The sequence below is a fragment of the Saccharopolyspora gloriosae genome (assembly GCF_014203325.1).
In the GTDB taxonomy this organism is placed as follows: Bacteria; Actinomycetota; Actinomycetes; order Mycobacteriales; family Pseudonocardiaceae; genus Saccharopolyspora_C; species Saccharopolyspora_C gloriosae.
In genome coordinates, this window is the sequence record NZ_JACHIV010000001.1 from 6,456,166 (window position 1) to 6,480,454 (window position 24,289).

General features: G+C 69.2%; 19 protein-coding genes, 2 tRNA genes and 1 pseudogene. 8 read left to right on the forward strand and 14 right to left on the reverse strand.

Features of this window, described 5'->3' with window-relative positions; genetic code table 11:
* Nucleotides 1-16: 16 nt before the first annotated feature.
* The 12 genes and pseudogenes from BJ969_RS28080 to dnaA all read right to left on the reverse strand — a co-directional run bounded on the left by BJ969_RS28080 (nucleotide 17) and on the right by dnaA (nucleotide 14,801).
* Complete coding sequence (locus BJ969_RS28080; protein WP_184483988.1) at nucleotides 17-208, reverse strand: DUF4177 domain-containing protein; 192 nt, start codon at nucleotides 206-208, stop codon at nucleotides 17-19.
* A 420-nt stretch (nucleotides 209-628) separates the two neighbouring features.
* A tRNA-Ala gene (locus BJ969_RS28085) sits at nucleotides 629-701 on the reverse strand.
* A 150-nt stretch (nucleotides 702-851) separates the two neighbouring features.
* Nucleotides 852-959: pseudogene (locus BJ969_RS29875) on the reverse strand (DLW-39 family protein); the annotation flags it as partial.
* Nucleotides 960-1,029: 70 nt separating this feature from the next.
* A tRNA-Ile gene (locus tag BJ969_RS28090) sits at nucleotides 1,030-1,103 on the reverse strand.
* Nucleotides 1,104-1,201: 98 nt separating this feature from the next.
* Complete coding sequence (locus BJ969_RS28095; RefSeq protein WP_343071639.1) at nucleotides 1,202-2,023, reverse strand: DUF3566 domain-containing protein; 822 nt, start codon at nucleotides 2,021-2,023, stop codon at nucleotides 1,202-1,204.
* 32 nt (nucleotides 2,024-2,055) lie between these two features.
* Complete coding sequence (gene gyrA / locus BJ969_RS28100; protein ID WP_184483990.1) at nucleotides 2,056-4,551, reverse strand: DNA gyrase subunit A; 2,496 nt, start codon at nucleotides 4,549-4,551, stop codon at nucleotides 2,056-2,058.
* Nucleotides 4,552-4,915: 364 nt separating this feature from the next.
* Nucleotides 4,916-6,889 carry a DNA topoisomerase (ATP-hydrolyzing) subunit B gene (gene gyrB / locus BJ969_RS28105; protein ID WP_184483992.1) on the reverse strand — a complete coding sequence of 658 codons (1,974 nt, stop codon included), beginning with the start codon at nucleotides 6,887-6,889 and terminating at the stop codon, nucleotides 4,916-4,918.
* A gap of 347 nt (nucleotides 6,890-7,236) precedes the next feature.
* Nucleotides 7,237-7,818 carry a DciA family protein gene (locus tag BJ969_RS28110; protein ID WP_246457117.1) on the reverse strand — a complete coding sequence of 194 codons (582 nt, stop codon included), beginning with the start codon at nucleotides 7,816-7,818 and terminating at the stop codon, nucleotides 7,237-7,239.
* A 103-nt stretch (nucleotides 7,819-7,921) separates the two neighbouring features.
* The gene (gene recF / locus BJ969_RS28115) at nucleotides 7,922-9,097 is read right to left on the reverse strand and encodes a DNA replication/repair protein RecF (RefSeq protein ID WP_184483995.1); all 1,176 of its coding nucleotides are present in this window, start codon (nucleotides 9,095-9,097) and stop codon (nucleotides 7,922-7,924) included.
* 146 nt (nucleotides 9,098-9,243) lie between these two features.
* A complete protein-coding gene (gene gnd, locus BJ969_RS28120; protein WP_343071640.1) occupies nucleotides 9,244-10,239 on the reverse strand; it encodes a phosphogluconate dehydrogenase (NAD(+)-dependent, decarboxylating) in 996 nt (331 codons plus the stop codon).
* A 1-nt stretch (nucleotide 10,240) separates the two neighbouring features.
* Nucleotides 10,241-11,365: a DNA polymerase III subunit beta gene (dnaN, locus tag BJ969_RS28125; protein WP_184483997.1), complete on the reverse strand. Its 1,125-nt coding sequence runs from the start codon at nucleotides 11,363-11,365 to the stop codon at nucleotides 10,241-10,243.
* Between the two features lie 1,543 nt (nucleotides 11,366-12,908).
* Nucleotides 12,909-14,801, reverse strand: a complete 1,893-nt coding sequence (dnaA, locus tag BJ969_RS28130; protein WP_184483999.1) for a chromosomal replication initiator protein DnaA — start codon at nucleotides 14,799-14,801, stop codon at nucleotides 12,909-12,911.
* 590 nt (nucleotides 14,802-15,391) lie between these two features.
* Between dnaA and rpmH the strand changes: the two genes are divergently transcribed.
* The 8 genes from rpmH to BJ969_RS28170 all read left to right on the forward strand — a co-directional run bounded on the left by rpmH (nucleotide 15,392) and on the right by BJ969_RS28170 (nucleotide 21,373).
* Nucleotides 15,392-15,535, forward strand: coding sequence for a 50S ribosomal protein L34 (gene rpmH, locus BJ969_RS30425; protein WP_184484001.1), 144 nt, complete (start codon nucleotides 15,392-15,394; stop codon nucleotides 15,533-15,535).
* Nucleotides 15,536-15,965: 430 nt separating this feature from the next.
* Nucleotides 15,966-16,169, forward strand: a complete 204-nt coding sequence (locus BJ969_RS31070) for a ribonuclease P protein component (protein ID WP_425503621.1) — start codon at nucleotides 15,966-15,968, stop codon at nucleotides 16,167-16,169.
* Nucleotides 16,170-16,184: 15 nt separating this feature from the next.
* Entirely contained in the window at nucleotides 16,185-16,508 is a 324-nt protein-coding gene (gene yidD / locus BJ969_RS28145; protein ID WP_184484005.1) for a membrane protein insertion efficiency factor YidD, read from the forward strand.
* Nucleotides 16,508-17,566 carry a membrane protein insertase YidC gene (yidC, locus tag BJ969_RS28150; RefSeq protein WP_184484007.1) on the forward strand — a complete coding sequence of 353 codons (1,059 nt, stop codon included), beginning with the start codon at nucleotides 16,508-16,510 and terminating at the stop codon, nucleotides 17,564-17,566. The genes yidD and yidC overlap by 1 nt, the downstream gene beginning before the upstream one ends.
* Before the next feature lie 34 nt (nucleotides 17,567-17,600).
* Nucleotides 17,601-18,149 (forward strand): R3H domain-containing nucleic acid-binding protein, encoded by a 549-nt coding sequence (locus BJ969_RS28155; protein ID WP_184484009.1) that lies wholly within the window; start codon nucleotides 17,601-17,603, stop codon nucleotides 18,147-18,149.
* A gap of 490 nt (nucleotides 18,150-18,639) precedes the next feature.
* The gene (gene rsmG, locus BJ969_RS28160; RefSeq protein WP_184484011.1) at nucleotides 18,640-19,350 is read left to right on the forward strand and encodes a 16S rRNA (guanine(527)-N(7))-methyltransferase RsmG; all 711 of its coding nucleotides are present in this window, start codon (nucleotides 18,640-18,642) and stop codon (nucleotides 19,348-19,350) included.
* Nucleotides 19,351-19,493: 143 nt separating this feature from the next.
* Nucleotides 19,494-20,351 carry a ParA family protein gene (locus BJ969_RS28165; RefSeq protein WP_246457118.1) on the forward strand — a complete coding sequence of 286 codons (858 nt, stop codon included), beginning with the start codon at nucleotides 19,494-19,496 and terminating at the stop codon, nucleotides 20,349-20,351.
* Nucleotides 20,348-21,373 (forward strand): ParB/RepB/Spo0J family partition protein, encoded by a 1,026-nt coding sequence (locus BJ969_RS28170; protein ID WP_184484015.1) that lies wholly within the window; start codon nucleotides 20,348-20,350, stop codon nucleotides 21,371-21,373. Before BJ969_RS28165 ends, BJ969_RS28170 begins: the two co-directional genes overlap by 4 nt.
* A gap of 329 nt (nucleotides 21,374-21,702) precedes the next feature.
* On the opposite strand, the gene BJ969_RS28175 is transcribed toward BJ969_RS28170, so the two are convergent.
* Both BJ969_RS28175 and BJ969_RS28180 read right to left on the reverse strand, forming a co-directional pair.
* On the reverse strand, nucleotides 21,703-22,653 hold the full coding sequence (locus tag BJ969_RS28175; protein ID WP_184484017.1) for a D-alanine--D-alanine ligase family protein: 951 nt from the start codon (nucleotides 22,651-22,653) through the stop codon (nucleotides 21,703-21,705).
* A gap of 81 nt (nucleotides 22,654-22,734) precedes the next feature.
* On the reverse strand, nucleotides 22,735-24,099 hold the full coding sequence (locus BJ969_RS28180; protein WP_184484019.1) for an aminotransferase-like domain-containing protein: 1,365 nt from the start codon (nucleotides 24,097-24,099) through the stop codon (nucleotides 22,735-22,737).
* Nucleotides 24,100-24,289 lie beyond the last annotated feature (190 nt).

Genomic DNA, 24,289 nt, shown 5'->3' on the forward strand with positions numbered 1-24,289 from the left:
CCCTGCGCGACGATCTTCAGTCGCGCGACCGCGTGAGAACGATGACGATCTCGTGTGTGTGCCCGCTGCCGAGCGCCGGGGCGATCGTGCCCACCGCCTGCCAGCCGTGGCGCCCGAGTTCGTCGAGCTCCTTCTCAAGCCCCTCGTAGTCGAAGCCCTTCCAGGTCTGCTTGCACTTCAACACCTTGTGTTCGAACGATGCGCTCATGGATCGCCTCCTTGAGCTCCAGGGCACACCGTGACCTCACGTCACACTCAAGGATCAACACCGGTGACATGAGGCACACCAGAGCCATGGCCTCGGACTCCGGCGATCAGAACCAACCGCCACAACGCCCACCAGGGACGATCATGGCCGCGCCTACGCATCGGCGAGGTCAGCCCATCAGGAAACGCCAAGCCCGACGACGAAGAAAAGACAAGATGCTCTGACCGGCTATACCCACAGCGGCGACCAAGAAAGCGCACTCGCCCTCGAACCGCTGGTCAAAGAGCAGGCCGGGACCCCTCCCAACAAGAGAAGCCCCACAAACCCCAGCCACCGCACCGTGGGGGCCTACGGGGGCTCGGCCCCCGTACGAACAAAAAGGAGCCGGGAAGACGCAAAGCGTCGACCAGACTCCTCAAGTGGAGACGAGGGGAATCGAACCCCTAACCCCCGCCTTGCAAAGGCGGTGCTCTGCCAATTGAGCTACGTCCCCGTGGGTGCCGGAGCACCCGGCCGCCGGAACTCCACCGCTGTCGTACGAGCGTACTCAGGCGACCACATCAGGGTCGGGACAGAGATCCGCGGCCGCAGTGGCTGGTCGGCAGGGCCGACCGGTGAGCCGAAGGTCGGCTCACACCTCGCCGGCGGTGGCCTCGCGCCAGAGGTCGGCCTCGGCCTTGGCAGCGCGGTTGCGGCGGACGACGAACAGAACGGCACCGGCAACGACGGCGAGTGCGAGAAGCTTCTTCATTTCCGGTCGCCTCCTAGAACGGGGCACCCGCGGACCGCGGGCATCGGGGAAACATCCTTGACAGGAAGGGTGGGCCTAGAAGGACTTGAACCTTCGACCTCTTCGTTATCAGCGAAGCGCTCTAACCGCCTGAGCTATAGGCCCTTGGTGTGACTCGAAGATTACACGACGCCCGGCGTCCGCCACGAAGGGGGGTCCGGGCTCCGGGGCGGCGATCGCGCGGATCGCCGCCCCGGAACGGATCACTCCCGCTCGGACAGCGTGACCTCGACGCCACCGGCGAAGTCGGCGGCCACGTTGTAGATGAACGCGCTCACCGTCGCCAGCGCCGTGAACAGCACGATGTTGATCGCACCGATGATGGAGGCGACGCCGAACACGCGGCCCGCGCTGATCAATTCCTCGCTGGCCGCGTCCTCCGGCGAGGTGAGCTCGGTGAACGTGCCGTTCAGCGAGTCCCACACGCCCATGCCGTCGAGCACGCCGTAGAGCACGGCGACCGCGATCATCCACACGAAGAACATCGCCACGCTGAGCACCAGTGCCAGCTTCAGCACCGACCACGGGTCGAGCCGCTTGACCTGCAGGCTCGCCCGCCGCGGTCCCCGGCTGGGCCGGCGAGCGCTGGGCGTCTGCGCGCCCGGACGAGCCGCCGCACCGAAGTTCACCGCGCCGCGCCCGTCCGAGGAGCCCTGCGAGGGGATCTCGGTGCGGACGGTCTCCTGGTCGTACCCGCTCGTCGGGATGCCCTGGGTCTGCGCGGTGTCGAAGCCCGGTGTCGCCGGAGCTTCGGCGTGGCCGTCGGCCGCACCGGTTCCGGCGCCGGTGCGCTGCCACGGCGGCGGGGTCTCGGTGCCCTCGAAGGTCTCGGACCCGTTCGGCTTCGAGGCCGTGTCGCCGTTGGCCCCGTCGGCCGCGGCCGACACCTCGCCGTCGCTCTGCGCGGCGGCGTCGGTCTGCCCGGTCATCACCGAGGTGTGCTGGGAGTTCTGGCCGGTCGTCTGGTCGGCGTCCTGGTCACCCGGGTGCCCCTCCGGACGCTCCGGCTTCTCGGAAGATGTCACGAGAGATCCTTCATGATCGTCATCGGCGGTCGCTACTTCGTCGGCTCAGGCCCGGCGGCGTCCGGATCGGCGGCCTCGTCGGCGCTGCGCGCGATGGCCACCACCGAAGTTCCGTCGCCCAGGTTCATCAGACGCACCCCCTTCGTCTGCCTGCCTGCCTTGCGAACCTCCTTGGCGGTGGTCCGGATGACGCCGCCGGTGGAAGTGATCGCATAGAGCTCATCGTCCAGGTCGACGATGAGCGCCCCGACAAGCCTCCCACGTTTGCGGTCGTACTGAACGGTGAGCACACCCTTGCCGCCACGGCCCTGGACCGGGTAGTCGTCGATCTCGGTCCGTTTGGCGTAGCCCCCGTCGGTGGCGACGAGGACGAAGCGACCGGCCCGCACGACGCCCATCGCGAGCAGCTCGTCACCGGTGTTGAACCGCATGCCGAGCACGCCTGACGTGGCGCGTCCCATGGGGCGCAGCGCCTCGTCGGTGGCGTGGAACCTGATCGACTGGCCCTCGGCGGAGACCAGCAGCAGGTCGTCCTCCTCGGAGCACAGCACCGCGCCGACCAGCTCGTCCTCGTCCTTCAGGTTCACCCCGATGAGTCCACCCGAACGGTTCGAGTCGAAGTCGGTGAGGCGGGACTTCTTGACCAGGCCGTTCTTGGTGGCGAGCACCAGGTAGGGCGCGGCGGTGTAGTCCTTGATCTGCATGACCTGGGCGATGTGCTCGTCGGGCTGGAACGCGAGCAGGTTCGCCACGTGCTGGCCGCGGGCCGTGCGGTTGGCCTCCGGCAGGTCGTAGGCCTTCGCCCGGTACACCCGGCCCTTGTTCGTGAAGAACAGCATCCAGTCGTGGGTGGAGCACACGAAGAAGTGCGACACGATGTCGTCCTGCTTGAGCTGCGCGCCCTGCACTCCCTTGCCGCCGCGCTTCTGCGCCCGGTACAGGTCGGTGCGGGTCCGCTTCGCGTAGCCGGTGCGGGTGATCGTGACGACGACGTCCTCGTCGGCGATGAGGTCTTCCATGGAGACTTCGCCCTCGTAGGGCACGATCTTGGTGCGGCGGTCCTCGCCGTACTTGTCGACGATCTCCATGAGCTCTTCGCGGATGATCTGCCGCTGCCGCTCGGGCTTGGCGAGGATGTCCTTGTAGTCCTCGATCTCCAGCTCCAGCTCGGCGAGCCGGTCGACGATCTTCTGCCGCTCCAGCGCGGACAGCCGCCGCAGCTGCATCTCCAGGATCGCGTCGGCCTGGACCTCGTCCACGTCGAGCAGCGCGATCAGGCCGGTGCGGGCCTCGTCGACGGTGGGCGACCGGCGGATCAGCGCGATCACCGCGTCCAGCGCGTCCAGCGCCTTGACCAGGCCGCGCAGCACGTGGGCGCGTTCCTCGGCCTTGCGCAGCCGGAACCGGGTGCGCCGGACGATGACCTCGATCTGGTGGTTGACGTAGTACCGGATCACCTGGTCGATGCGCAGCGTGCGCGGCACGCCCTCGACCAGCGCCAGCATGTTCACGCCGAACGTGGTCTGCAGCTGGGTGTGCTTGTAGAGGTTGTTGAGCACGACCTTCGGGATCGCGTCGCGCTTCAAGGTGAACACGATCCGCATGCCGCGACGGCTGTTGGACTCGTCGGCGATGTCGGAGATCCCGCTGATCTTGCCGTCGCGGTGCATCGCCGCGATGTTCTCGATCAGGTTGTCCGGGTTGACCTGGTACGGCAGCTCGGTGACGACCAGCGAGGTGCGGCCCTTGGCGTCCTCCTCGACGGAGACGACCGAGCGCATCTTGATGGAGCCGCGACCGGTGCGGTACGCGTCGGCGATCGCGTTGGTGCCGAGGATGAGGCCGCGGGTCGGGAAGTCCGGTCCCTTGACCCGGCGGATCAGCTCCTCGAGCAGCGTCTCGTCGTCGACGTCGGGGTTCTCCAGCAGGTAGACGACGCCGTCGGCGACCTCGCGCAGGTTGTGCGGCGGGATGTTCGTCGCCATCCCGACCGCGATCCCGCTACCACCGTTGACCAGCAGGTTCGGGATGCGCGCGGGCAGCACGTCCGGTTCCTGCGTGCGGCCGTCGTAGTTGTCGGAGAACTCGACGGTGTCCTCTTCGATGTCGGCGAGCATGTGCATCGCCAACGGCTTCAGCCGCGACTCGGTGTACCGCATGGCCGCGGCCGGGTCGTTGCCCGGCGAACCGAAGTTGCCCTGACCGTCGATGAGGGGGTGGCGCATCGCCCACGGCTGCGCCAGGCGGACCAGGGTGTCGTAGATCGCCGAGTCGCCGTGGGGGTGGTAGTTGCCCATCACCTCACCGACGACGCGGGAGCACTTCACGTAACCGCGGTCCGGCCGGAAGCCGGAGTCGTACATCGCGTAGAGCACCCGGCGGTGCACCGGCTTGAGCCCGTCGCGCACGTCGGGCAGCGCCCGCGCGACGATCACGCTCATCGCGTAGTTGATGTAGGAGTTCTGCATCTCCTGCTGGATGTCGACCGGTTCTACGCGGCCGCTCTCCGGCGGCAGGATGTCCGTCACGAGTGGAGGTTCCTTTCAGGCGAGTTGGGCGGGTTCCTGCGCCGGCGCGACGCGGGAGCGCGAACTCCCGGGGTCGCGGCATGCCAGGCGCTGCGGCCTGGTCACGGCGCTCGATCCCGTTCGAGCGCGTTCGGACGAGGCGAGCCGTGCGGAAGGATCTTTGTTCGGTGTCTTGTCAGCGGCGAAGCCGCTGAGCGGCGACCACCAGAGCAACCGGCACCGCGGCGGGTTCTCAGTGGTTTCCTCGCGAGGACGGCTTTTTCCCTCGTGGCGGAGCCACTCGGGAAAAAGATCCCGCAGCGAGGAAACCACTGAGGTTCCGCTGAGTAACCACCTACGCAGACCATTCCGAGCGGTCCCAGGGTCAGACGTCGAGGAAGCCGACGTCCTTGGCGTTGCGGACGATGAACGAGCGGCGCGCCTCGACGTCCTCGCCCATGAGCACGCTGAACAACTCGTCCGCGGTGGCCGCGTCGTCCAGCGACACCTGCATCAGCAGCCGGGTCTCCGGGTCCATCGTGGTCTCCCACAGCTCCTGCGGGTTCATCTCGCCCAGACCCTTGTAGCGCTGGATGCCGTCGTCCTTCGGCAGCTTGCGCCCGGCGGCGGCGCCCGCCTCCAGCAGTCCGTCGCGCTCCCGATCGGAGTAGGCGAACTCGGGCTCCGCGCGCGGCCACTTGATCTTGTACAGCGGCGGGCGGGCCAGGAACACGTGCCCGTTCTCGATCAGCGGGCGCATGAACCGGAACAGCAGCGTGAGCAGCAGCGTCCGGATGTGCTGGCCGTCGACGTCGGCGTCGGCCATCAGCACGATCTTGTGGTAGCGCAGCTTCGCCAGGTCGAACTCGTCGTGGATGCCGGTGCCCAGCGCGGTGATGATCGCCTGGACCTCGTTGTTCTTGAGGACCTTGTCGATCCGCGACTTCTCCACGTTGATGATCTTGCCGCGGAGCGGCAGGATCGCCTGGAAGCGCGACTCCCGGCCGTCCTTGGCCGAACCGCCCGCCGAGTCGCCCTCGACGATGTAGAGCTCGCACTCCTCCGGGTTGCTGGACTGGCAGTCCTTGAGCTTGCCGGGCAGGCCGCCGATGTCCATCGCGCTCTTGCGCCGCACCAGCTCCTTCGCCCGCCGCGCCGCCATCCGCGCCTGCGCCGAACCGACCGCCTTGTTGATGATCGTCTTGGCGTCGGCGGGGTTGCGCTCGAACCAGTCGTTGAGCCACTCGAAGGCCGCGGTCTGCACGAAGGACTTGACCTCGGTGTTGCCCAGCTTCGTCTTCGTCTGGCCCTCGAACTGCGGCTCGCGGACCTTCACCGACACGATCGCCGCGAGGCCTTCGCGGACGTCGTCGCCGGTGAGGCTGCCGTCCTTCTCCTTGAGGAGCTTCTTCTCCTTCGCGTAGGCGTTGACCACGCGGGTCAGCGCCGAGCGGAAGCCCTCCTCGTGAGTACCGCCCTCGTGCGTGTTGATCGTGTTCGCGAAGGTGTAGACCGACTGGTTGTAGCCGGAGTTCCACTGCATCGCGACCTCCAGCTCCACCCCGGTGCCGGAGGCGTTGAAGGCGACGGCCTTGCGGTGGATCGGTTCCTTCGTCGCGTTGATGTGCTTGACGAAGTCCTCCAGCCCGCCCGGGTAGTGGAAGGTGCGCTCCTTGGCGCGGGCCGCCTGACCGCCCGCGTCCTCGCCAGACTCGTCCTCCTCGGCGAGGCGCTCGTCGCGCAGCACGATGGTCAGCCCCTTGTTCAGGAAGGCCATCTCCTGCAGGCGCCGCGACACCGTCTCCGCGTTGTAGCGGGTGGTCTCGAAGATGTTCGGGTCCGCCCAGAAGGTGATCGAGGTGCCGTTCTTCTTGGTCCCCTCGCCCTTCTTCACGTCGGTGACGGGCTTGGAGTCCTCGTAGCGCTGCCGCCACACGCTGCCGTCGCGGTAGATCTCCGCTTCGAGCGCGCTGGAGAGCGCGTTGACGACCGACACACCGACACCGTGCAGACCACCGGAGACCGCGTAGGAGTCCCCGCCGAACTTGCCGCCCGCGTGCAGCACGGTCAGCACGACCTCCAAGGTCGGCTTCTTCTCCACGGGGTGCATGTCCACCGGGATGCCGCGGCCGTCATCGGTGACCCGCACACCGCCGTCGGCCAGCAACGTCACCTCGACGGTGGTCGCGTACCCGGCCATCGCCTCATCGACGGAGTTGTCCACGACCTCCCACACGAGGTGGTGCAAGCCGCGCTCACCGGTCGAACCGATGTACATGCCGGGGCGCTTGCGGACGGCTTCCAAGCCCTCCAGCACGGTGATCGACGACGCGCTGTATTCGTTCTTCTTTGATGCCACGGGCCTCGGTGTCTCCTCGAACCGGCAGTGTGTCGGGTGGCCCGGCCGTCCTACGGCCGCCTGCGGCACCCGCGCACGGGAGCCCGGCCACAGCGGGCGCGGCTCGTCGTCCGGCCCGGCGCACGCGCGCGACCGGCGGTCGAACGACGGTGCGGACGTAGGGACCGGGCGTTCGGCGACGCGAGCTGCCGCACCCACCCAATTGATTCTACTGGGTCTCCCTGACAGGAGTGCGGCAAGGACACCCCTGAATTCCTCACAGAGCCGATAACTCGGATCGGGATACCATCCGAGACCCGTGAGCACGTCCGCGCGGCTCCTGCGCGGGCTCGCGCGAGCCCGCGGGCTCAGCCGTAGGTGTCCCGCGGGCCGCGCCCCGGCACGTGCCGCGGCCCGTGCCGCCAACTGGGTGCCGCCGGCCCCTGCACCTTGATCTTGCGGACCACGCCTTTGCCGACGCCGTCGGCGATGCGCTGCAGGATCTGCCGCTGCAGCAGGCGCAGCTGGGTCGCCCAGGCCGTCGACTCGGCCTGCACGGTCAGTTCTCCGTCGGACAGCGCGACCGGTTTGGTGTGCTCGGCGATGTCGCCACCGACCAGGCTCGTCCAGCGGGCGAAGACGTGACCGCCGGAGAGCCGGTCGTTCCACCCGTGGTCCGCGGCGATCCGCGAGGCCAGCCTGCCCAGCGGCTGCGGGTCGCGGTCGTCCGCTCCCGGCCCCGACCAGCGGCGGCGCCGCCGGGAACCACCGGCCCCGATGACGCTGCGCTTGGTCCGGCGCTTGGCCTTCGACTTCTCCTTGGCGGCCTGCAGCGCGGCCCGCGCCAGGTCCGATCCGTGCAGCTCAGCGCCGTCGGATCCGAGGGGCGTCGCGCCCGCCGCCGAGTCCTCGGAAGCGGTGGATCGCCCTGCGTGCTCGCCCGATGTCATCGAGTTATCCACACCATCCACAGCCTTATCCCCAGTTGTGGGTAACTTCGGGGAGGGCCCACTCACCCTGCGTGTTTCACCTGGCCGAGGGCCTGCCGACCCGTCACTCGACACGGCTGACCTCCCCGTCCCGAACGTCGAAGCGGGTACCGGCGAGCTCGGCGGGCACGTCCTCCCCCACCGCGGCGGTCACCAGCACCTGCTCGGCGTCCGCGACCAGCTCGGCCAGCCGCGAACGCCGCCGCCGGTCCAGCTCGGCGAACACGTCGTCGAGGATCAAGACCGGCTCCGCGCCATCCTCGGCGAGCAGGTGGTACGAAGCCAGCCGCAACGCCAGCACGAACGACCACGATTCGCCGTGGCTCGCGTAGCCCTTCGCCGGCAGCTCCCCGAGCACCAGGTCCAGGTCGTCGCGGTGCGGTCCGACCAGGGACACGCCCCGCTCCAGCTCCTGACCGCGCACCCGCTCCAGCTCCACGAGCAGCGCGGACTCCAGCGCGGCCCGGTCGGCCCGCGGCCCCATCGGCACGCCGTAGCCCTCCGGGAGCGAGTCGCCGAGGCTGCTGCGGTACCGCAGGTCCGCGACCCGCCCGGCGGGTGCGCTGTCCGTGCCCGTCTCGGCGACGCTGGCATAAGCGCTGGTCACGTGCGGTGCGATGTCGGCGACGAGGTCGAGCCGCGCCGCCAGCAGGTCCGCGCCGTGCTTGGCGAGGTGGCCGTCCCAGACCTCCAAGGTCCGCAGGTCCGGCGCCTGACCACCGCGCCGCGCGCCGCCCGCCGACTTCAACAGCGCGCTGCGCTGCCGCAGCACCCGCTCGTAGTCGGAGCGCACCCCCGCGTACCGCGGCGACCTCGACACCAGCAGCTCGTCCAGGAACCGGCGCCGCTCCCCCGGATCACCGCGCACCACCGCGAGGTCCTCCGGCGCGAACAGCACCGTCCGCAGGATGCCCAGCACGTCGCGGGGCTTGCCGGGCGCACCGCGGTTGATCCGCGCGCGGTTCGCCTTGCCCGGCGTGATCTCCAGGTCGACCAGCAGCTCCCGGCCGCCGTTGATCACCGAGGCCCGCACGAACGCCCGCTGCGCCCCGTAGCGCACCAGTGGCGAATCGCTCGACACCCGGTGCGACCCGAGGGTGGCGACGTAGCCCAAGGCCTCGACCAGGTTCGTCTTGCCCTGGCCGTTGGAGCCGACCAGCACGGTCGCGCCGGGTTCGAAGGTCAGGTCGGCCTGCGGCCACGAGCGGAAGTCGGTCACTTGCAGATGTCGGACGTACAAAGCGCTCCCACCGGATCGGGTCGCGCGAGCGGGACGCGCGCGGAACCGGCCGCAGCCGGGGGCGGCCCGGCCGGGCACGTGGTGAGGTGACCCGCGCGGGATCACCTCACCGACATGTCACCGTGTCGACATGGCGACTCGGCGACTCAGCCCTCGTTGGTCTCCACCGCGTGCCCGCCGAACTGGTTGCGCAGCGCGGCGACGGCCTTCATCGCGGGCGAGTCGTCCTGCCGGGAGGCGAACCGCGCGTAGAGCGCGGCGGTCATCACCGGGGTCGGCACGGCGTTGCGCACCGACTCCTCCACCGTCCAGCGGCCCTCGCCGGAGTCCGAGACGTACCCGCGCAGCTTCTGCAGCTCCGGGTCCTCGTCCACCGCGCGCACCAGCAGGTCCAGCAGCCAGGAGCGGACGACGGTGCCGCGGCTCCACGCCTTGATCGTCGCCGGCACGTCGGTGACCACCTCGGAGGCGGCCAGCAGCTCGAAGCCCTCGGCGTAGGCCTGCATCAGGCCGTACTCGATGCCGTTGTGCACCATCTTCGCGTAGTGCCCGGCGCCGACGGGGCCCGCGTGCGCGAAGCCCTCCTCGCGCGGACCCTCCGGGCGCAGCGCGTCGAAGATCGGCAGCGCGCGCTCGATGTCCGCGGCGTCGCCGCCGGCCATCAGCCCGTAGCCGTTCGTCGCGCCCCACACCCCGCCGGACACGCCGACGTCGACGTACTTCACGCCGTGCTCGGCGAGCAGGGCCGCGTTCGCCTGGTCCTCGGTGAACCTGGAGTTGCCGCCCTCGATCACCAGGTCTCCTTCGGAGAGGACCTCGGCGAGGGCGGTGATGGTCTGCTTGGTGGGTTCACCGTGCGGAACCATGATCCACACGATGCGCGGGCCGGTCAGCCCGTTCGCCAGGTCGGCGATCGAGGCCACGTCGCTGACCTCTTGGTTCCGGTCGTAGCCGACGACCTCGTGCCCGGCGGCCCGCAGCCGCTCGCGCATGTTGAAGCCCATTCGGCCGAGACCCACAAGTCCCAGTTGCACCGGATCTTCCCCTTCGAGACTGGTTGTTGCCCGAGCCTGCCGTTCCGGCGCGACCCGGTGTCGCACGTGATCGGCGCCCGCGCGGATCGCGGCGAGCGCCGGGACCACCTCAGCCCGGCAGGCGCACCGGCATCAGCAGGTAGAGGTAGCCCTCGACCACCTCACCATCCTCCCCGACCGGTTTGAGCAACGCGGGGCGGTTGGATGTGGTGAACAGCATCTGGGCGCGGTCGGTCTTGAGCGCGCCCAGGCCGTCGAGCAGGTACGTCGGGTTGAACGCGATGGTCAGCGGCTCACCGGCGAGCTCCACCGGGAGCTCCTCTTCGGCGCTGCCCTCGTCGTCGCCACCGGCGGTCAGGCGCAGGCCGGAGTCGGAGAACTCCAGCCGCACCTGGGTGCCGCGCTCGGCGACCAGCGACACGCGCTTGATCGCTTCGACGAGCGGGGCCACGTCGATGATCGCGGTCGCGGCGGTCTCGGACGGCAGCAGCTGGCGGTACTTGGGGAACTCCGCGTCCAGCAGCCGGGTCGTGTTGCGCCGGGTCGTGCCGGACAGGCCGAGCAGGCCGTCGCCGGAGGCCAGCGAGATCTCGACCTTCGCGCCGGAACCGCCGAGGGTCTTGGCGGACTCGGCCAGGGTCTTGGCCGGGACGAGGATCGCGGTGTCGTTGATCGACTCGTCGGGCTCCCAGGTGAACTCCCGCATCGCCAGCCGGAACCGGTCGGTGGCGACCATGGTGAGCCGGTCGGCGTTGATCTCCATGCGGACGCCGGTGAGCATCGGCAGCGTGTCGTCCCGGCCGGCCGCGACCGCGACCTGGGCGACGGCGGCGGAGAACAGGTCGCCGGGGACCGCGCCGGCCCGCTCCGGCATCGCGGGCAGCTCCGGGTAGTCCTCGACCGGCATCGTCGGCAGGCTGAACCGGGAACTGCCGCAGGTGATCGTCACGCGCGAACCGTCGACGGTGATCTCGACGGGCCGGTTCGGCAGCGACTTGGTGATGTCGGCCAGCAACCGCCCGGAGACCAGCGTCTTGCCGGTGGAGTCGATGGAGGCCTCGGTCGTGACCTGGGCGGACACCTCGTAGTCGAAGCCGGAGATGGTCAGCGCTTCGCCGGAGCTCGCGTCCAGCAGCACCCCGCCCAGCACCGGGACCGGCGGCCGCGACGGCAGGCTGCGCGCGACCCAGGCGACGGCGTCGGCAAGACCGTCACGTTCCACGCGGATCTTCATCGATGTCCTTTCGGTTTCGGCCGAGGCCGGCTGCCGGGGAGAACGCTGCTGGCGCCGTGGGGGCGGCCAGCTCCGGGAGTGCTGTTGCTGCGTGCGGGGCTTTCGGAGGTCGGAGTTCCGCGACGTCGCTCGGGTGCGGGCCGCCTGAGACGGGCGGCACCTGGTTCGAGGCGCTTCGGAACTCGTCCCACGAGATGGCCGGGAGCTCGGGGCTCCGCTTCGCCACGACCATCGCGGGAGTCCCACCGTAGAGCGTTCGGCGTGATCGCCGCATCCGGGTCCTGGCTCTCGAAGCGGTCGGTTCGGGCCGCGGAGCCGAAGTTGTCCACTTGTCCACCGCCCCTCTCTCTTCTTTTTTTCTTCATTCAAAAGAAAAGAAAAGAGAGCAGTAGTAGTAAGGGTTGTGGGTTGTGGGGATAACCCTTGTTTTGGCAGCTCACGGCACCCGTTCAGCTGTGGATGGGGACTGGGGGTAACCGGTGGATGGTCTGAACGGGTCGTGGACAACTTGTGACCGCTCCGAGGTTGTCCACATTGAGCCCATGTTGTCCACACCTCCATCCACAGCTGACCCCCCAGTTGTACCCAGCCTCTGCGGATGAACCGGTGTTTCGGGCACCTCCACCGATCGGGTTGTGGGCAGATCTGTGGGTTTCCTGTGGCCAACCGGGGGATCGCCTGTGGGCAGGTCGGGGATCGTTGTGCACAGGGTGTGCATGGATTGGGGAAAACTCCAGGTCATACCTGGGGACAGCCGAGCTGTGGACAGCTCGGCCGCATCGAGGGTTTTCTGGCGAGGGGTGAGGGCAAGACCACTTCGCCTGTGCAGAAAAGTCGGCGTCCGCGAACGGCCCGCGTTCAGGTTCGGGCGCTCGATCCGTCGTGCCGCGTGCGCTGTGCGTCCAGTCGTGCGCGAAGCGTGCTGATTTCGGGTTCTCCACAGGCGCGCGCCGGCCGCCGGTGGCCGCACGGGGACCGGCGAGCGGTCGTTCGGGCCCGGTCGACGGTCGGATCTTTCTGCCGGAGCGGGGTGGAGCGACCTCGCAGGCTTGGCAGAAAGGTGCGGCGTCCGCGCTCGCGTGGGGAGGTCCCGGCGCGATGCCGCGAGCGAACGCCTCGGCGCCGGGGTAGGCGAGCCCGCGGGAGAACGCGACGAATTTTCTGCCGAGGCGGCCTGGTCGCGACCGGGGGCCCCGACAGAAAGATTCGGCGGATCCGGCCGGGAGGATCGGTCGCGGCGGCTCGGCCGGGCAGCACGCCGGCCGCGGCCATCCGAACCGCTGCCCGAGCGCTACGAGCGCCGTTCGGGGCGGACGTCGGCGGGCCGACGCCCGGCGACTTGAAGCAGTGACGTGCAGCGACTCAGTGATATCACTGAGACGTGCCGCTCAATGTTCCTCCGGGAGGGCCGCTGATCCGCTCAGACACCGCCTGAAAAGGCTCCTGAGCAGGCATGACGTGGCGAAAGGGCGATACTCGAACCAGCCGACAGCGCAGCCGCGAAGACCGCGCACCGCGCCGGGCGGGGCCGCGCGACGACGGTTCAGCCGCGCGACTGCTGCTTGATGCGGGAGGTCAGCTCCTGCACCTGGTCGTAGACCCGGCGGCGTTCGGCCATTTCCTTGCGGATCTTCTTGTCCGCGTGCATCACCGTCGTGTGGTCTCGGCCGCCGAAGCTCTGACCGATCTTCGGCAGCGACGAATCGGTCAGCTCCCGGCACAGGTACATCGCGATCTGCCGCGCCTGCGCCAACGCCTTCGTCTTGCCCGGACCGCACAGGTCGTCGATGGTGACCGCGAAGTACTCCGCCGTCACGGCCATGATGGTCGGCGCGGTGATCTCCGGGGTCTGCGAATCGGGGATCAGGTCCCGCAGCACGATCTCCGCGAGCTGCACGTCCACCGGCTGCCGGTTCAACGACGCGAACGCCGTGACCCGGATCAGCGCCCCCTCCAGCTCGCGGATGTTGCGCTCGATGCGGGCGGCGATGAACTCCAGCACCTCGGCGGGCGCGGCCATCCGGTCCTGCGCGGCCTTCTTGCGCAGAATCGCGATGCGCGTCTCCAGCTCGGGCGGCTGGATGTCGGTGATCAGGCCCCACTCGAACCGCGTCCGCAGCCGGTCCTCCAGCGTGCGCAGCCCCTTCGGCGGCCGGTCGGAGGACACCACGATCTGCTTGTTCGAATTGTGCAGCGTGTTGAAGGTGTGGAAGAACTCCTCCTGAGTTCCTTCCTTGCCCTCCAAGAACTGGATGTCGTCGACCAGCAGCACGTCCACGTCGCGGTAGCGGCGCTGGAACGCCACCTGCCGGTCGTCGCGCAGCGAGTTGATGAAGTCGTTGGTGAATTCCTCCGTGGACACGTACCGCACGCGCATCCCGGGGAACAGCCGCTGGGTGTAGTGCCCCACGGCGTGCAGCAGGTGGGTCTTGCCCAGCCCGGACTCGCCCCAGATGAACAGCGGGTTGTAGGCGCGAGCCGGTGCTTCGGCCGCTGCGACCGCCGCCGCGTGGGCGAACCGGTTCGAGGCGCCGATGACGAAGGTGTCGAAGGTGTACTTCGCGTTCAACCGGGTCTGCGAGGTCGGCGGCGCGTGCTTCGGCGCGGTGAACGGCTGGCCCGGCGGGTGCTGCTCGGCGTGCTGCCCGCGGCCGAAGGTCGGCCACACGTTCGCCTCGGTCGGTGTGGAGTCCTCCTGGTCGGCGGACTCCTCCTCCACCTCGTCCTCGTCCTGCTCGGCGACGGGGTCCTGCGCCGTCGGCCACTGCTCGGCGTAGCGCTCCGGCTCGGCCCGGCCTTCGGTGGAGTACTGCGGCTCGGCCGAGTACTGGGACTCCTGGCCGTACTTCGGCTCGGAGGGGTATTGGGACTCCGGCGAGTAGGACGGCTCCGGGCTGTACTTCGGCTCCGGCGCGTACTGCGGTTCCGCGGCGTACGGCGTACCGACCTGCTTCGCGGGAAGCGAACCGCTGATCGAACCCTGCGCGGAGTTGCCGAACGCCTCCGGCCGGCGGGACTGCGCGGAGTAGGCAGTGGGGCCGCCGGCGATGTACGGCGAGGAGTCGTAGGCGATGCCGAACCCGGCGGGCCGCTCGGCCGCGGTCTCGGATCCGGTGCGGGCCGGGGTGTCGGGGCGTGCTTCCGGCGCGGCCAGCGGACGGGTCGGCGCGGGCACCGCGGTGTCGACCTTGACCGCGAGCGAGACCTCCCGGCCCAGCCGGCGCGAGAGCGCATCGGTGATCGGGTCGCGCAGCGCCCGCTCGATCGCTTCCTTCGCGAAGTCACTGGGAGCGGCCAGCAGTGCCGTACCATCCAGCAGGCCGATCGGCCGGGTCACGCGCATCCAGGCGCGTTGTTGCGGCGACAGCGTGCCGGAGGACAACTCCAGCACGACCTCGTCCCAGACCCGACCAAGCTCGGTTTGGTGGTCGGACACCCCTGCGCTCCCCTCGCCGGCACGTGACCCGCACCGTGACTCCCACACCTGTTGCCAGTGCGGCGCTGCCGGCGCGGGGTGATGATGAACTGGCTCCGCGAACGCCCGGGACAGGTATCCACAGAGTTATCCACAACTGTGCATGAAGGTACGGCAGCGAACCTCGGACATCCCCCCTGGGGCCCCGCCGCGGCTGCGATCCAGGTGACGCTCGGTGCCGACAGCTCCCACACCGCCGGGCGCGCATCGCAGGAGGGACAACCTAACAAGGCCGAGATCACCTCACAAGGCGGGTGTTCGCAGGCGTCGGGAGCCTCGCCGAGCACCCCGGTGACCGGGTATCGGAGCAGGCGGCGTAGCCTCGTGCAGTCCCCCGCCGCACGAGCGGGAATGTCGCCGCGCTTGGATTTCGCCAGATCTCCGAGCACAGTGCGCGGGGCACCACCCGGTGTCACCGCGTGCAGACTCCCCTCGTTAGCGGGGGTGAGCTCGACACGATGGCCGCTACGGCGGGCGGGGACATCTTGACCGAGCCATCGGGCCGAGCACGTGCCTGTTCCAACGGGCCTGAAGTAACGGGGAGATCCACCGTGAGCAAGGGCAAGCGCACCTTCCAGCCGAACAACCGTCGCCGTTCCCGGAAGCACGGGTTCCGGCTTCGCATGCGTACCCGCGCCGGTCGCGCCATCGTGTCCGCGCGTCGCCGCAGGGGCCGCAGCTCGCTGACCGCCTGATTAGCGGCCAGTGCTGCCCGCGGTCGCCCGGCTGACCACTAGCCAGGAGTTTCGCCTGGCGGTCCGTCGTGGCCGCCGTGCGGGTCGTGCCCGGCTGGTGGTGCACCTGCTGACACCGAACGCGGTGGCTCGGACCGAGGTCCGAGCCACCGCGGCCGGTTCCGCACGTCCTGAGGTCGGCGCGGCGCCGAGCGGGTCGGATCGAGATCGCCGGGATTCGGCGGTGGACGACTCCGATCGTGCGGCGCGTCCGGAGCCTGCTCCGGGGCGCTCCACCGAGGCCGCGCTGCCCGACTCGGGCGGTCCTGGTGCGGAACCAGCGGCGTCGTCCGCGGAGAACTCGCGGCCGACTTCGGACATCGAACCCACTCGGGATACCGGCGAACCGGCCCGCGTGGGTTTTGTCGTGAGCAAAGCCGTGGGCAACGCGGTGCTGCGGCATCGGGTGACCCGGCGGCTCCGGCACCTGATGCGTGACCGCCTTCCACTGCTGCCCGCTGGCACACTGGTGGTGGTGCGGGCACTCCCTCCAGCCGCGAACGCACCGAGCCGTGATCTCGGATCGGATCTTGACGCGGCGCTGCGCAAACTGCGCGTGGCGCAGCCCGGCGGTCCGGTGGCGAGTTCCAGATAGCGGCGGAGGCCCCGGATGTCGGAATCGCATGACCACGGCGGACCAGCACGGCCGAGCCCGGCCGCCTGGCTGCTGCTGGGGCCGGTGCACGTGTACCGAAAGATCATCTCGCCGCTGCTCCCGCCGACCTGCCGGTTCTACCCGAGCTGCAGCGCCTACGCGGTCGAAGCGCTGACCGTGCACGGAGCGCTCTACGGCAGTTGGCTCACTGCGCGGCGGTTGTTGCGCTGCGGCCCATGGCACCCCGGCGGCCTCGACTTCGTCCCACCTCGGCGGGACCGCGCCGGGCGCTCGGCGGCCGAGCCGGGCGAAGCGCCCCGACCCCCCGCGGAGGACTAGTGCTCGACTTCATCTACTACCCGGTCTCGGCGATCCTCTGGTTCTGGCACGAGATCTTCGGCTTCGTCCTCGACCCCGCCAGCGGGTACGCCTGGGCGCTGTCGGTGGTGTTCCTCGTCTTCACCTTGCGAGCGCTGCTGTTCAAGCCGTTCGTGCACCAGGTGCGGTCGATGAAGAAGATGCAGGAGTTCGCCCCGCAGGTCCGCTCCCTGCAGGAGAAGTACGGCCACGACAAGCAGCGGCTCGCGCAGGAGATGCAGAAGCTCCAGCAGGAGCAGGGGTTCAACCCGATCTCCGGTTGCCTGCCGATGCTGGTGCAGGTGCCGGTCTTCATCGGCCTGTTCCACGTGCTCAACGGGTTCCGCCCCGGCGCGGAGTCGAACTTCGTGTTCGGCAAGGAGGAGGTCGCCTCCTTCGTGTCCGCCGATCTGTTCGGCGCGAAGCTGTCGAACACGATCAGCCAGACGCCCGAGGTGCTCGCGGCCTTCGGCACGGACCGGACGTCGATGCTGATCGTCGGTGTGCCGCTGATGATCGCGGCGGCGATCGCCACCCACTTCACCTCGCGGCACTCGGTGCAGCGCCAGACCGCTGAGGCGGCGCAGAACCCGCAGACCGAGATCATGAACCGCATGGTGCTGTGGGTCTTCCCGATGTTCGCGATCATCGGTGGCCCGTTCCTGCCGCTGGCGATCCTGCTGTACTGGCTCGCCAACAACTTCTGGACCTTGGCCCAGCAGCGGATCGTCTACACCCGCATCGACCGCGAAGAGGCCGAGTCCGCGGCTGCGGCGACCGTGATCGACGGGACCGCGGTCACCACGACCGCCTCGGAGGCGTCGACCACCGCGGCCCCGACGCCGGAGATCGCTCCCGCTCCCGCTCCGGCTCCGGCGAGCGACGCGGAGCGGACGACCGCGGAACCGGGCGAGCCAGCCCGCGGCGAGGAAGCCGAGGACGCCTCCCCTGCGCCGGCCGCCACCACAGACCAGCCCGGTGATGCCCCCGGGGTGCTCGAAGACCGTTCCCGCGACAACCGGCCAGGCGAGTCCCGCTGATCGACGTCGCGTACCCCTGGAGAGGAGACGCCCAGTGTCTGAAACCGTGCAGGAACCGACCAAGGTCGAGGAGTCGGCGGAGTCCACGCCGAACGCCGACCAGGAGCGCAGCAATACCGAGACCCTGCTCGTCCAAGAGGGCGACGTGGCCGGTGACTACCTGGAGCGGCTGCTCGACCTGCTGGACTACGACGGTGACATCGACCTCGACGTCGAGGCCGGCCGCGCGGTCGTGAGCATCGAGGGCGGCGGCGATCTGGAGAAGCTGGTCGGCTCGCGCGGCCAGGTCTTGGAGGCGCTGCAGGAGCTGACCCGGCTCGCGGTGCAGCAGGACACCGGGGTGCGCAGCCGGCTCATGCTGGACGTCGCCGGGTGGCGCGCGGGTCGGCGCGAGGAGCTCAGCACGCTCGGCCGCACCACGGCCGAAGAGGTGCTGGAGTCGGGCAACGAGGCGCGGTTGCGTCCGATGACCCCCTTCGAGCGGAAGATCATCCACGACGCGGTCGCAGCGGTGGACGGCGTGCACAGCGAGAGCGAAGGCGAAGAGCCGAGTCGCAAGGTCGTCGTGTACAAGTCCAGCTGACCCACTGCCCGCGTGGCGACGCGGGTGCTCGATCAGGACGCCCGGCCGGGATCTCCCGGCCGGGCGTCTTCTTGTCCGCGACCCGTTCGCGTGTGAACCGAACCCGTTGTTCGTGGAGCCCGGCGACCACTTCCGGTCGCCGAGTCGTCTCCCGTCACTCCCCCGCCGCCTCGTGTCGTGCCCGCATCCGACCGCGCCGTCTGGGCGTCCCGGTTTCACGTGAAACGGCGCCATCGCTCCCCCGGGACTGCGTTTCACGTGAAACCGCGGAGCTCCTGTCGGGCGCGTTTCACGTGAAACCAGGTGCGAGAGCAAGAGCGACTTCGGGCTGAGATGATGAAGGGCGTCGCGCGGACCCCTTGATCCGGTCCCGTGTTTCACGTGAAACCAGAGCGCCGCCCGTTGAGCCCGTTCCACGTGAAACAACTCCGTACCGACTTGGTGGACGCGCCCCGTTCCACGTGAAACAACGAGAACAGGATGGAAGACTGTGATCGCAGCAGAAGGTGATCCGATCCCGGTTCCGGCGGCCGCTCAAGCGGTCTTCGGCGATCGTCTTCCGGGAGCGGAGCGGTTCGCCGCGATGCTCGCCGAGCAAGGTGTGCGACGCGGACTGATCGGCCCACGCGAACTGGACCGACTGTGGGACCGCCATCTGTTGAACTCTGCGGTACTCGCGGAGTTGCTGCCACCGAATTGCCGTGTCGTGGACGTAGGCTCAGGGGCAGGGTTGCCGGGCATCCCGCTGGCGATCGCTCGCCCCGATATCGAGCTGGTTCTGCTGGAGCCGATGGCTCGACGAGTGGCATGGCTGCGGGAAGTCGTCGAGGAACTGGATCTCTCCGTAGAGGTGGTGCGTGGGCGTGCCGAGGAAGGCCCGGTGCGTGATCGGCTCGCCGATCAGGACGTGGTCACCGCTCGGGCCGTGGCACCGATGGAGCGCCTCACCGCGTGGTGCCTTCCCCTGCTGCGTCCCGGCGGGCGGCTGCTCGCGTTGAAGGGATCCACCGCTGCGGAAGAACTGGAACGCGATGCGGCCGCGATTCAAGCGGCCGGTGGCAGCCACGGTGAAGTGAAGTCGTGTGGCGATGAAGTGCTCGATGTACCGACGACGGTCGTCGTCGTGGAGCGGGTGTCCCAGAAAGCGCCCGGTCGGCGTCGTGACGGCGGCCGTAGAGCGAGGAAGGATCGTGGACGGTGACGGAGTCGAACGGAGCGGATCGTGTTTCACGTGAAACGAAGGGGCGCGTGATGGGTTCCATGCGTTTTCCTTCGGGAGCGGAAGAGCGCGTTCAGCAGGTGAATGAAGCATTCCCCGCGGATGGCGTGGGCTGGACTCCGATCATGGAAGAAGCTCAACGGGCCACCCGGGTGCTGCACCCCGAGACGATGCAGCTGCCCCGACCGGACCGGCGGCGGATCCTCACGGTCGCCAACCAGAAGGGCGGCGTGGGCAAGACGACGAGCACGGTGAACCTCGCGGCCGGATTGGCGGTGCAGGGGCTGAAGGTCCTCGTGATCGACCTGGACCCGCAGGGGAACGCGAGCACCGCGCTCGGCGTGGACCACCGGTCCGGCGTCCCCTCGGTGTACGAGGTGCTGCTCGGCGAGATCAGCATCGCGGACGCGGCGGCCGTGAGCACCGAGTCGCCGAACCTCTACTGCGTCCCGGCGACGCTCGACCTGGCCGGCTCCGAGATCGAGCTGGTGTCGATGGTCGCGCGGGAGGGGCGTCTCAAGGAGGCGCTCAAGTCCGACGCGATCGAGCAGATCGCCCCCGACTACGTCTTCATCGACTGCCCGCCGTCGCTCGGCCTGCTCACGGTGAACGCGATGGTCGCGGCGCACGAGGTGCTGATCCCGATCCAGTGCGAGTACTACGCGCTGGAAGGTCTCGGGCAGCTGCTCCGCAACATCGAGCTGGTGCAGGCGCACCTGAACCCGGCGCTGTGGGTCTCGACGATCCTGCTGACGATGTACGACGGTCGCACCAAGCTGGCGGATCAGGTGACCAACGAGGTCCGCGGCCACTTCGGCGAGCTGACGCTGCGGACGGTCATCCCGCGCAGCGTGAAGATCTCCGAGGCGCCGGGCTTCGGGAAGACGGTGCTGAATTACGATCCCGGTTCGCGGGGTTCGATGAGCTACCTGGATGCGGCGAAGGAGATCGCCGAGCGGGGTGTGGAGAGGAAGACGGCATGACCGAACGCAAGGGTGGTTTGGGGCGCGGTCTCGCGGCGCTGATTCCGAGCGGACCTCCTGCCGAAGACGGCGGCTCTTCCACCGGAGTCACCGTCCGCGGGTCCGGCTTCACGCCACCCTCCTCCCCCATCTCGGGGGATGGTGCGAGCGCGCCGGAGCCGGTTTCACGTGAAACGAGCGGCGGAACGGTGGCGGGCGCGACGTACCGGGAGATCGTGACCGCGTCGATCACGCCGAACCCCCGGCAGCCGCGGCAGGTCTTCGACGAGGAGGCGCTGGCCGAGCTGGAGCACTCGATCCGCGAGTTCGGCCTGATGCAGCCGATCGTGGTGCGTGAGGTCGAGCCGGATCAGTTCGAGCTCATCATGGGTGAGCGGCGGTGGCGCGCTTCGCAGCGCGCCGGCCTGGAGGTCATTCCGGCGATCGTCCGGGAGACCCAGGACGACGCGCTGCTGCGGGACGCGCTGCTGGAGAACATCCACCGCGTGCAGCTGAACCCGCTGGAGGAAGCGGCGGCGTACCAGCAGCTGCTGGACGAGTTCGACGTGACACACGACGAGCTGGCCGAGCGCATCGGCCGGAGCCGTCCGGTCATCACGAACACGATCCGCCTGCTGCGGTTGCCGATGCCGGTGCAGCGGCGGGTCGCCGCCGGGGTGCTCTCGGCGGGACATGCTCGCGCGCTGCTCGCCTTGGACGACTCGGGCGGCCAGGAGGAGTTGGCCTCGCGGATCGTCGCCGAGGGCCTGTCGGTGCGGGCGACCGAGGAGGCGGTGACCCTCAAGAAGAGTGAGGGCCCCGCGAAGGAGAAGCCGGCTCCGCGCAAGCAGCTGCAGTCCCCCGGCCTCCAGGGGTTGGCGGAGAAGCTCTCGGATCGCTTCGACACGAAGGTCAAAGTGGATCTGGGGAAGCGGAAGGGCCGGATCGTCGTGGAGTTCGGGTCGGTGGACGACCTGGAGCGGCTCGCCGAGTTGTTGTTGCCCGGAGAGGCCGAAAAGCTCCGTGAGATCCGCGAAGGATGACACCGGGGCCTTTCGTCACGGTGACGATCAATATTTTGGGTGATATGTCGGTATCTGCGACGTAGGTCGACCGCGGATCCCGACGGGCCTTCGATGCCGCGAATCGCCGCGGGTCGCTCGCCGATCACGCCGACGACGTTCCGCGTCGGCGCCCCGCCGGTAGCCGGGTTCGGCTCGGCGGTGGAAACGAACAAAGAAGAGCCGCCGATGTAACGAGACATCGGCGGCTTGCTTCGGAGCGGCTCCGGTCGACCCCGGGCGGCGACCACTCCCCTGTTGCGTTGTTTCACGTGAAACGCGGCGCCGTCGTTCCGGTCGCCGCGCGCGGATCAGTTCCCGCGCGTGATCGCCTTCTCGACGAGACCGGCGAACACCTCGCCGAGCGAGCGGTCCGCAGCCTCCACGGCCATCGGGAACAACGACGTCTCCGTCAGGCCGGGCGACACGTTCACCTCCAGGAAGTGCGGCACCCCGTGCTGGTCGATGATCGCATCGGTCCGGGACACGTCACGCAGCCCGAGCAGCTTGTGCGCCGCGACCGCCAGCTCCCCCGCGCGGGCCGCGACTTCGGGCGCCAGGTCGGCCGGTGCCTCGTAACTGGTGAGCCCGGCGGTGTAGCGGGCCGTGTAGTCGTACACGCCGTCGGCCGCTTCGATGCGCACCGCGGGAAGCGCCTCCGGGCCGTCCGCGGTGTCCACCACGCTCACAGCGACCTCGACGCCTTCGATGAACTGCTCGACGAGCACGGTGTCGCCGTAGGCCAGCGCGCCCACCATCGCCGAGGGCAGCTCCGAGGCTTCTCGGACCACTCGCGCCCCCAGCGCCGAACCGCCCTGATCCGGCTTGAGCATCAGCGGCAGACCCAGCTTGCCGACCAGCGCGTCCAGCACGGCTTGGGCGCCGAGCTCGCGGAACGTGGCGTGCGGCAGCACAACCCAGTCCGGGGTGCTCAGGCCGGCACGGGCGAGCTCGGCCTTCGCGGTCGGCTTGTCCCAAGCTCGGCGGCACGCCCGCTGGTCGGTGCCGACGTACGGAACGCCGAGCATGTCCAGCACGGACTGCACGGCACCGTTCTCACCTTCGCCGCCGTGCAGCGCGATGATCACGGCGTCCGGCCGCTCGTCCTGGATTCGCGTGACCAGCCGGGAATCGGCGTCCCACTCCCCCACGGTCATGCCGACGGAGCGCAGCGCGGTGGACAGCCGACGTCCGGAGCGCAGCGACACCTCGCGCTCGTGCGACAACCCACCGGACAGCACGGCGACCCAACGATCGGACATTGGTCGAACACCCCTGAAAGTAAGAGTCCACTGCGCACCAGGTGCGCAGTGGACCGATCGAATCGTGCGGCAGGAACGAGGTTACGCCGTGTCCGGAGAGGGAGCTTCGGGGCCGGAGACCGAGCGCTGCGGCACGCTGCCGAAGGTCCGCACCAGCTCCATCTCGTCGGTGAGCGTGTTGGCGAGCCTGCGGACGCCCTCACGGATGCGCTCCGGCGTCGGATAGCAGTAGGACAGCCGCATCTGCCGCGAGCCCAGCGCGTCCGCGTAGAAGCCGGTGCCCGAGGCGTAGGCGACCCGCTGGGTCACGGCCCGCGGCAACATCGCCTTGGTGTCCACGCCTTCCGGCGCGGTGAACCACACGTAGAACCCGCCGTCGGGCTTGGTCCAGCTGCAGCCTTCCGGCATGTGCTGCTCCAGCGCGCTGAGCATCGCGTCGCGGCGTTCCCGGTACTGCTCGCGGAAGGTCTTGATCTGGCCCTTCCAGTCGTGCGTGCTCAGGTAGCGGGACACGATCATCTGGTTCAGCGTGGGCGGGCACAGCGTCGCCGACTCCGCGGCGAGCACCAGCTTCTCGCGCACCGCGTGCGGGGCGAGGACCCAGCCGACGCGCAGTCCGGAGGCGAAGGTCTTGGAGAACGAACCGAGGTAGACCACGTTGTCCGGGTCCAGGCTGCGCAGCGCCGGGTAGGTCTGGCCGTCGAAGCCCAGCAGCCCGTACGGGTTGTCCTCCAGCACGAGGATGTCGTGGTGGCGGCAGATCTCCAGGATCTCGGCGCGGCGCTGCACGGCGAGCGTGACGCCGCCGGGGTTGTGGAAGTTCGGGATGGTGTAGAGGAACTTGATCCGCTCACCGCGGCTGGTGACCTCGGAGATCGCGTGCCGCAGCGCTTCCGGCTGCAACCCGTCGTCGTCCATCGCGACGTGCACGACCTTCGCCTGGTAGGCGTTGAAGGAGCCGAGCGCGCCGACGTAGGAGGGGCCTTCGGCGAGGACGACGTCGCCCGGGTCGCAGAACAGCCGCGTGACCATGTCCAGGGCCATCTGGGAGCCGACGGTGACCATCACGTCGTCGGGATGCCCGGTGATGCCTTCCATGGCCATGATCTCGCAGATCTGCTCGCGCAGTTCCGGAACGCCGTGCGCCGAGCCGTACTGCAGCGCGGCCTGCCCGTCGACGGAGATCAGCCGGGAGACCTCGGTGGCCAGCGAGTCCAGCGGCAGCGCGGCCAGGTTCGGCATGCCGCCGGCCAGCGAGACGACCTCGGGGCGACTCGCCACGGCGAACAGCGCCCGGATCTCCGATGCGGTCATGCCTGCGGTGCGCTGGGCGTACCGGTCGCGGTGCGCGTCGAGGTTGCGCGCCGCTCCCGCCTGCTGGACCGCTGCCTCCTGCTGGGGGCTCGGCTGCGGCTGATCGGTCGGGTTGCTGCCGTGATCGGACATTCCGCGCTCCGGTGGATCGGGTGTGCGCTGTAGTGATCGTCTCCTGTTACCACGAGGTGACGGTCGCGCGAGTCTATCTGTGCTATCGCGTCCGGCGGTCGCTTGTGTAACGGGCGCCTCGCACAAACCGGCTTGACGGTAACCCATCTCACCATTTCGGGGGGCACTGGGAAGGGTGAGGAGCTTCCGG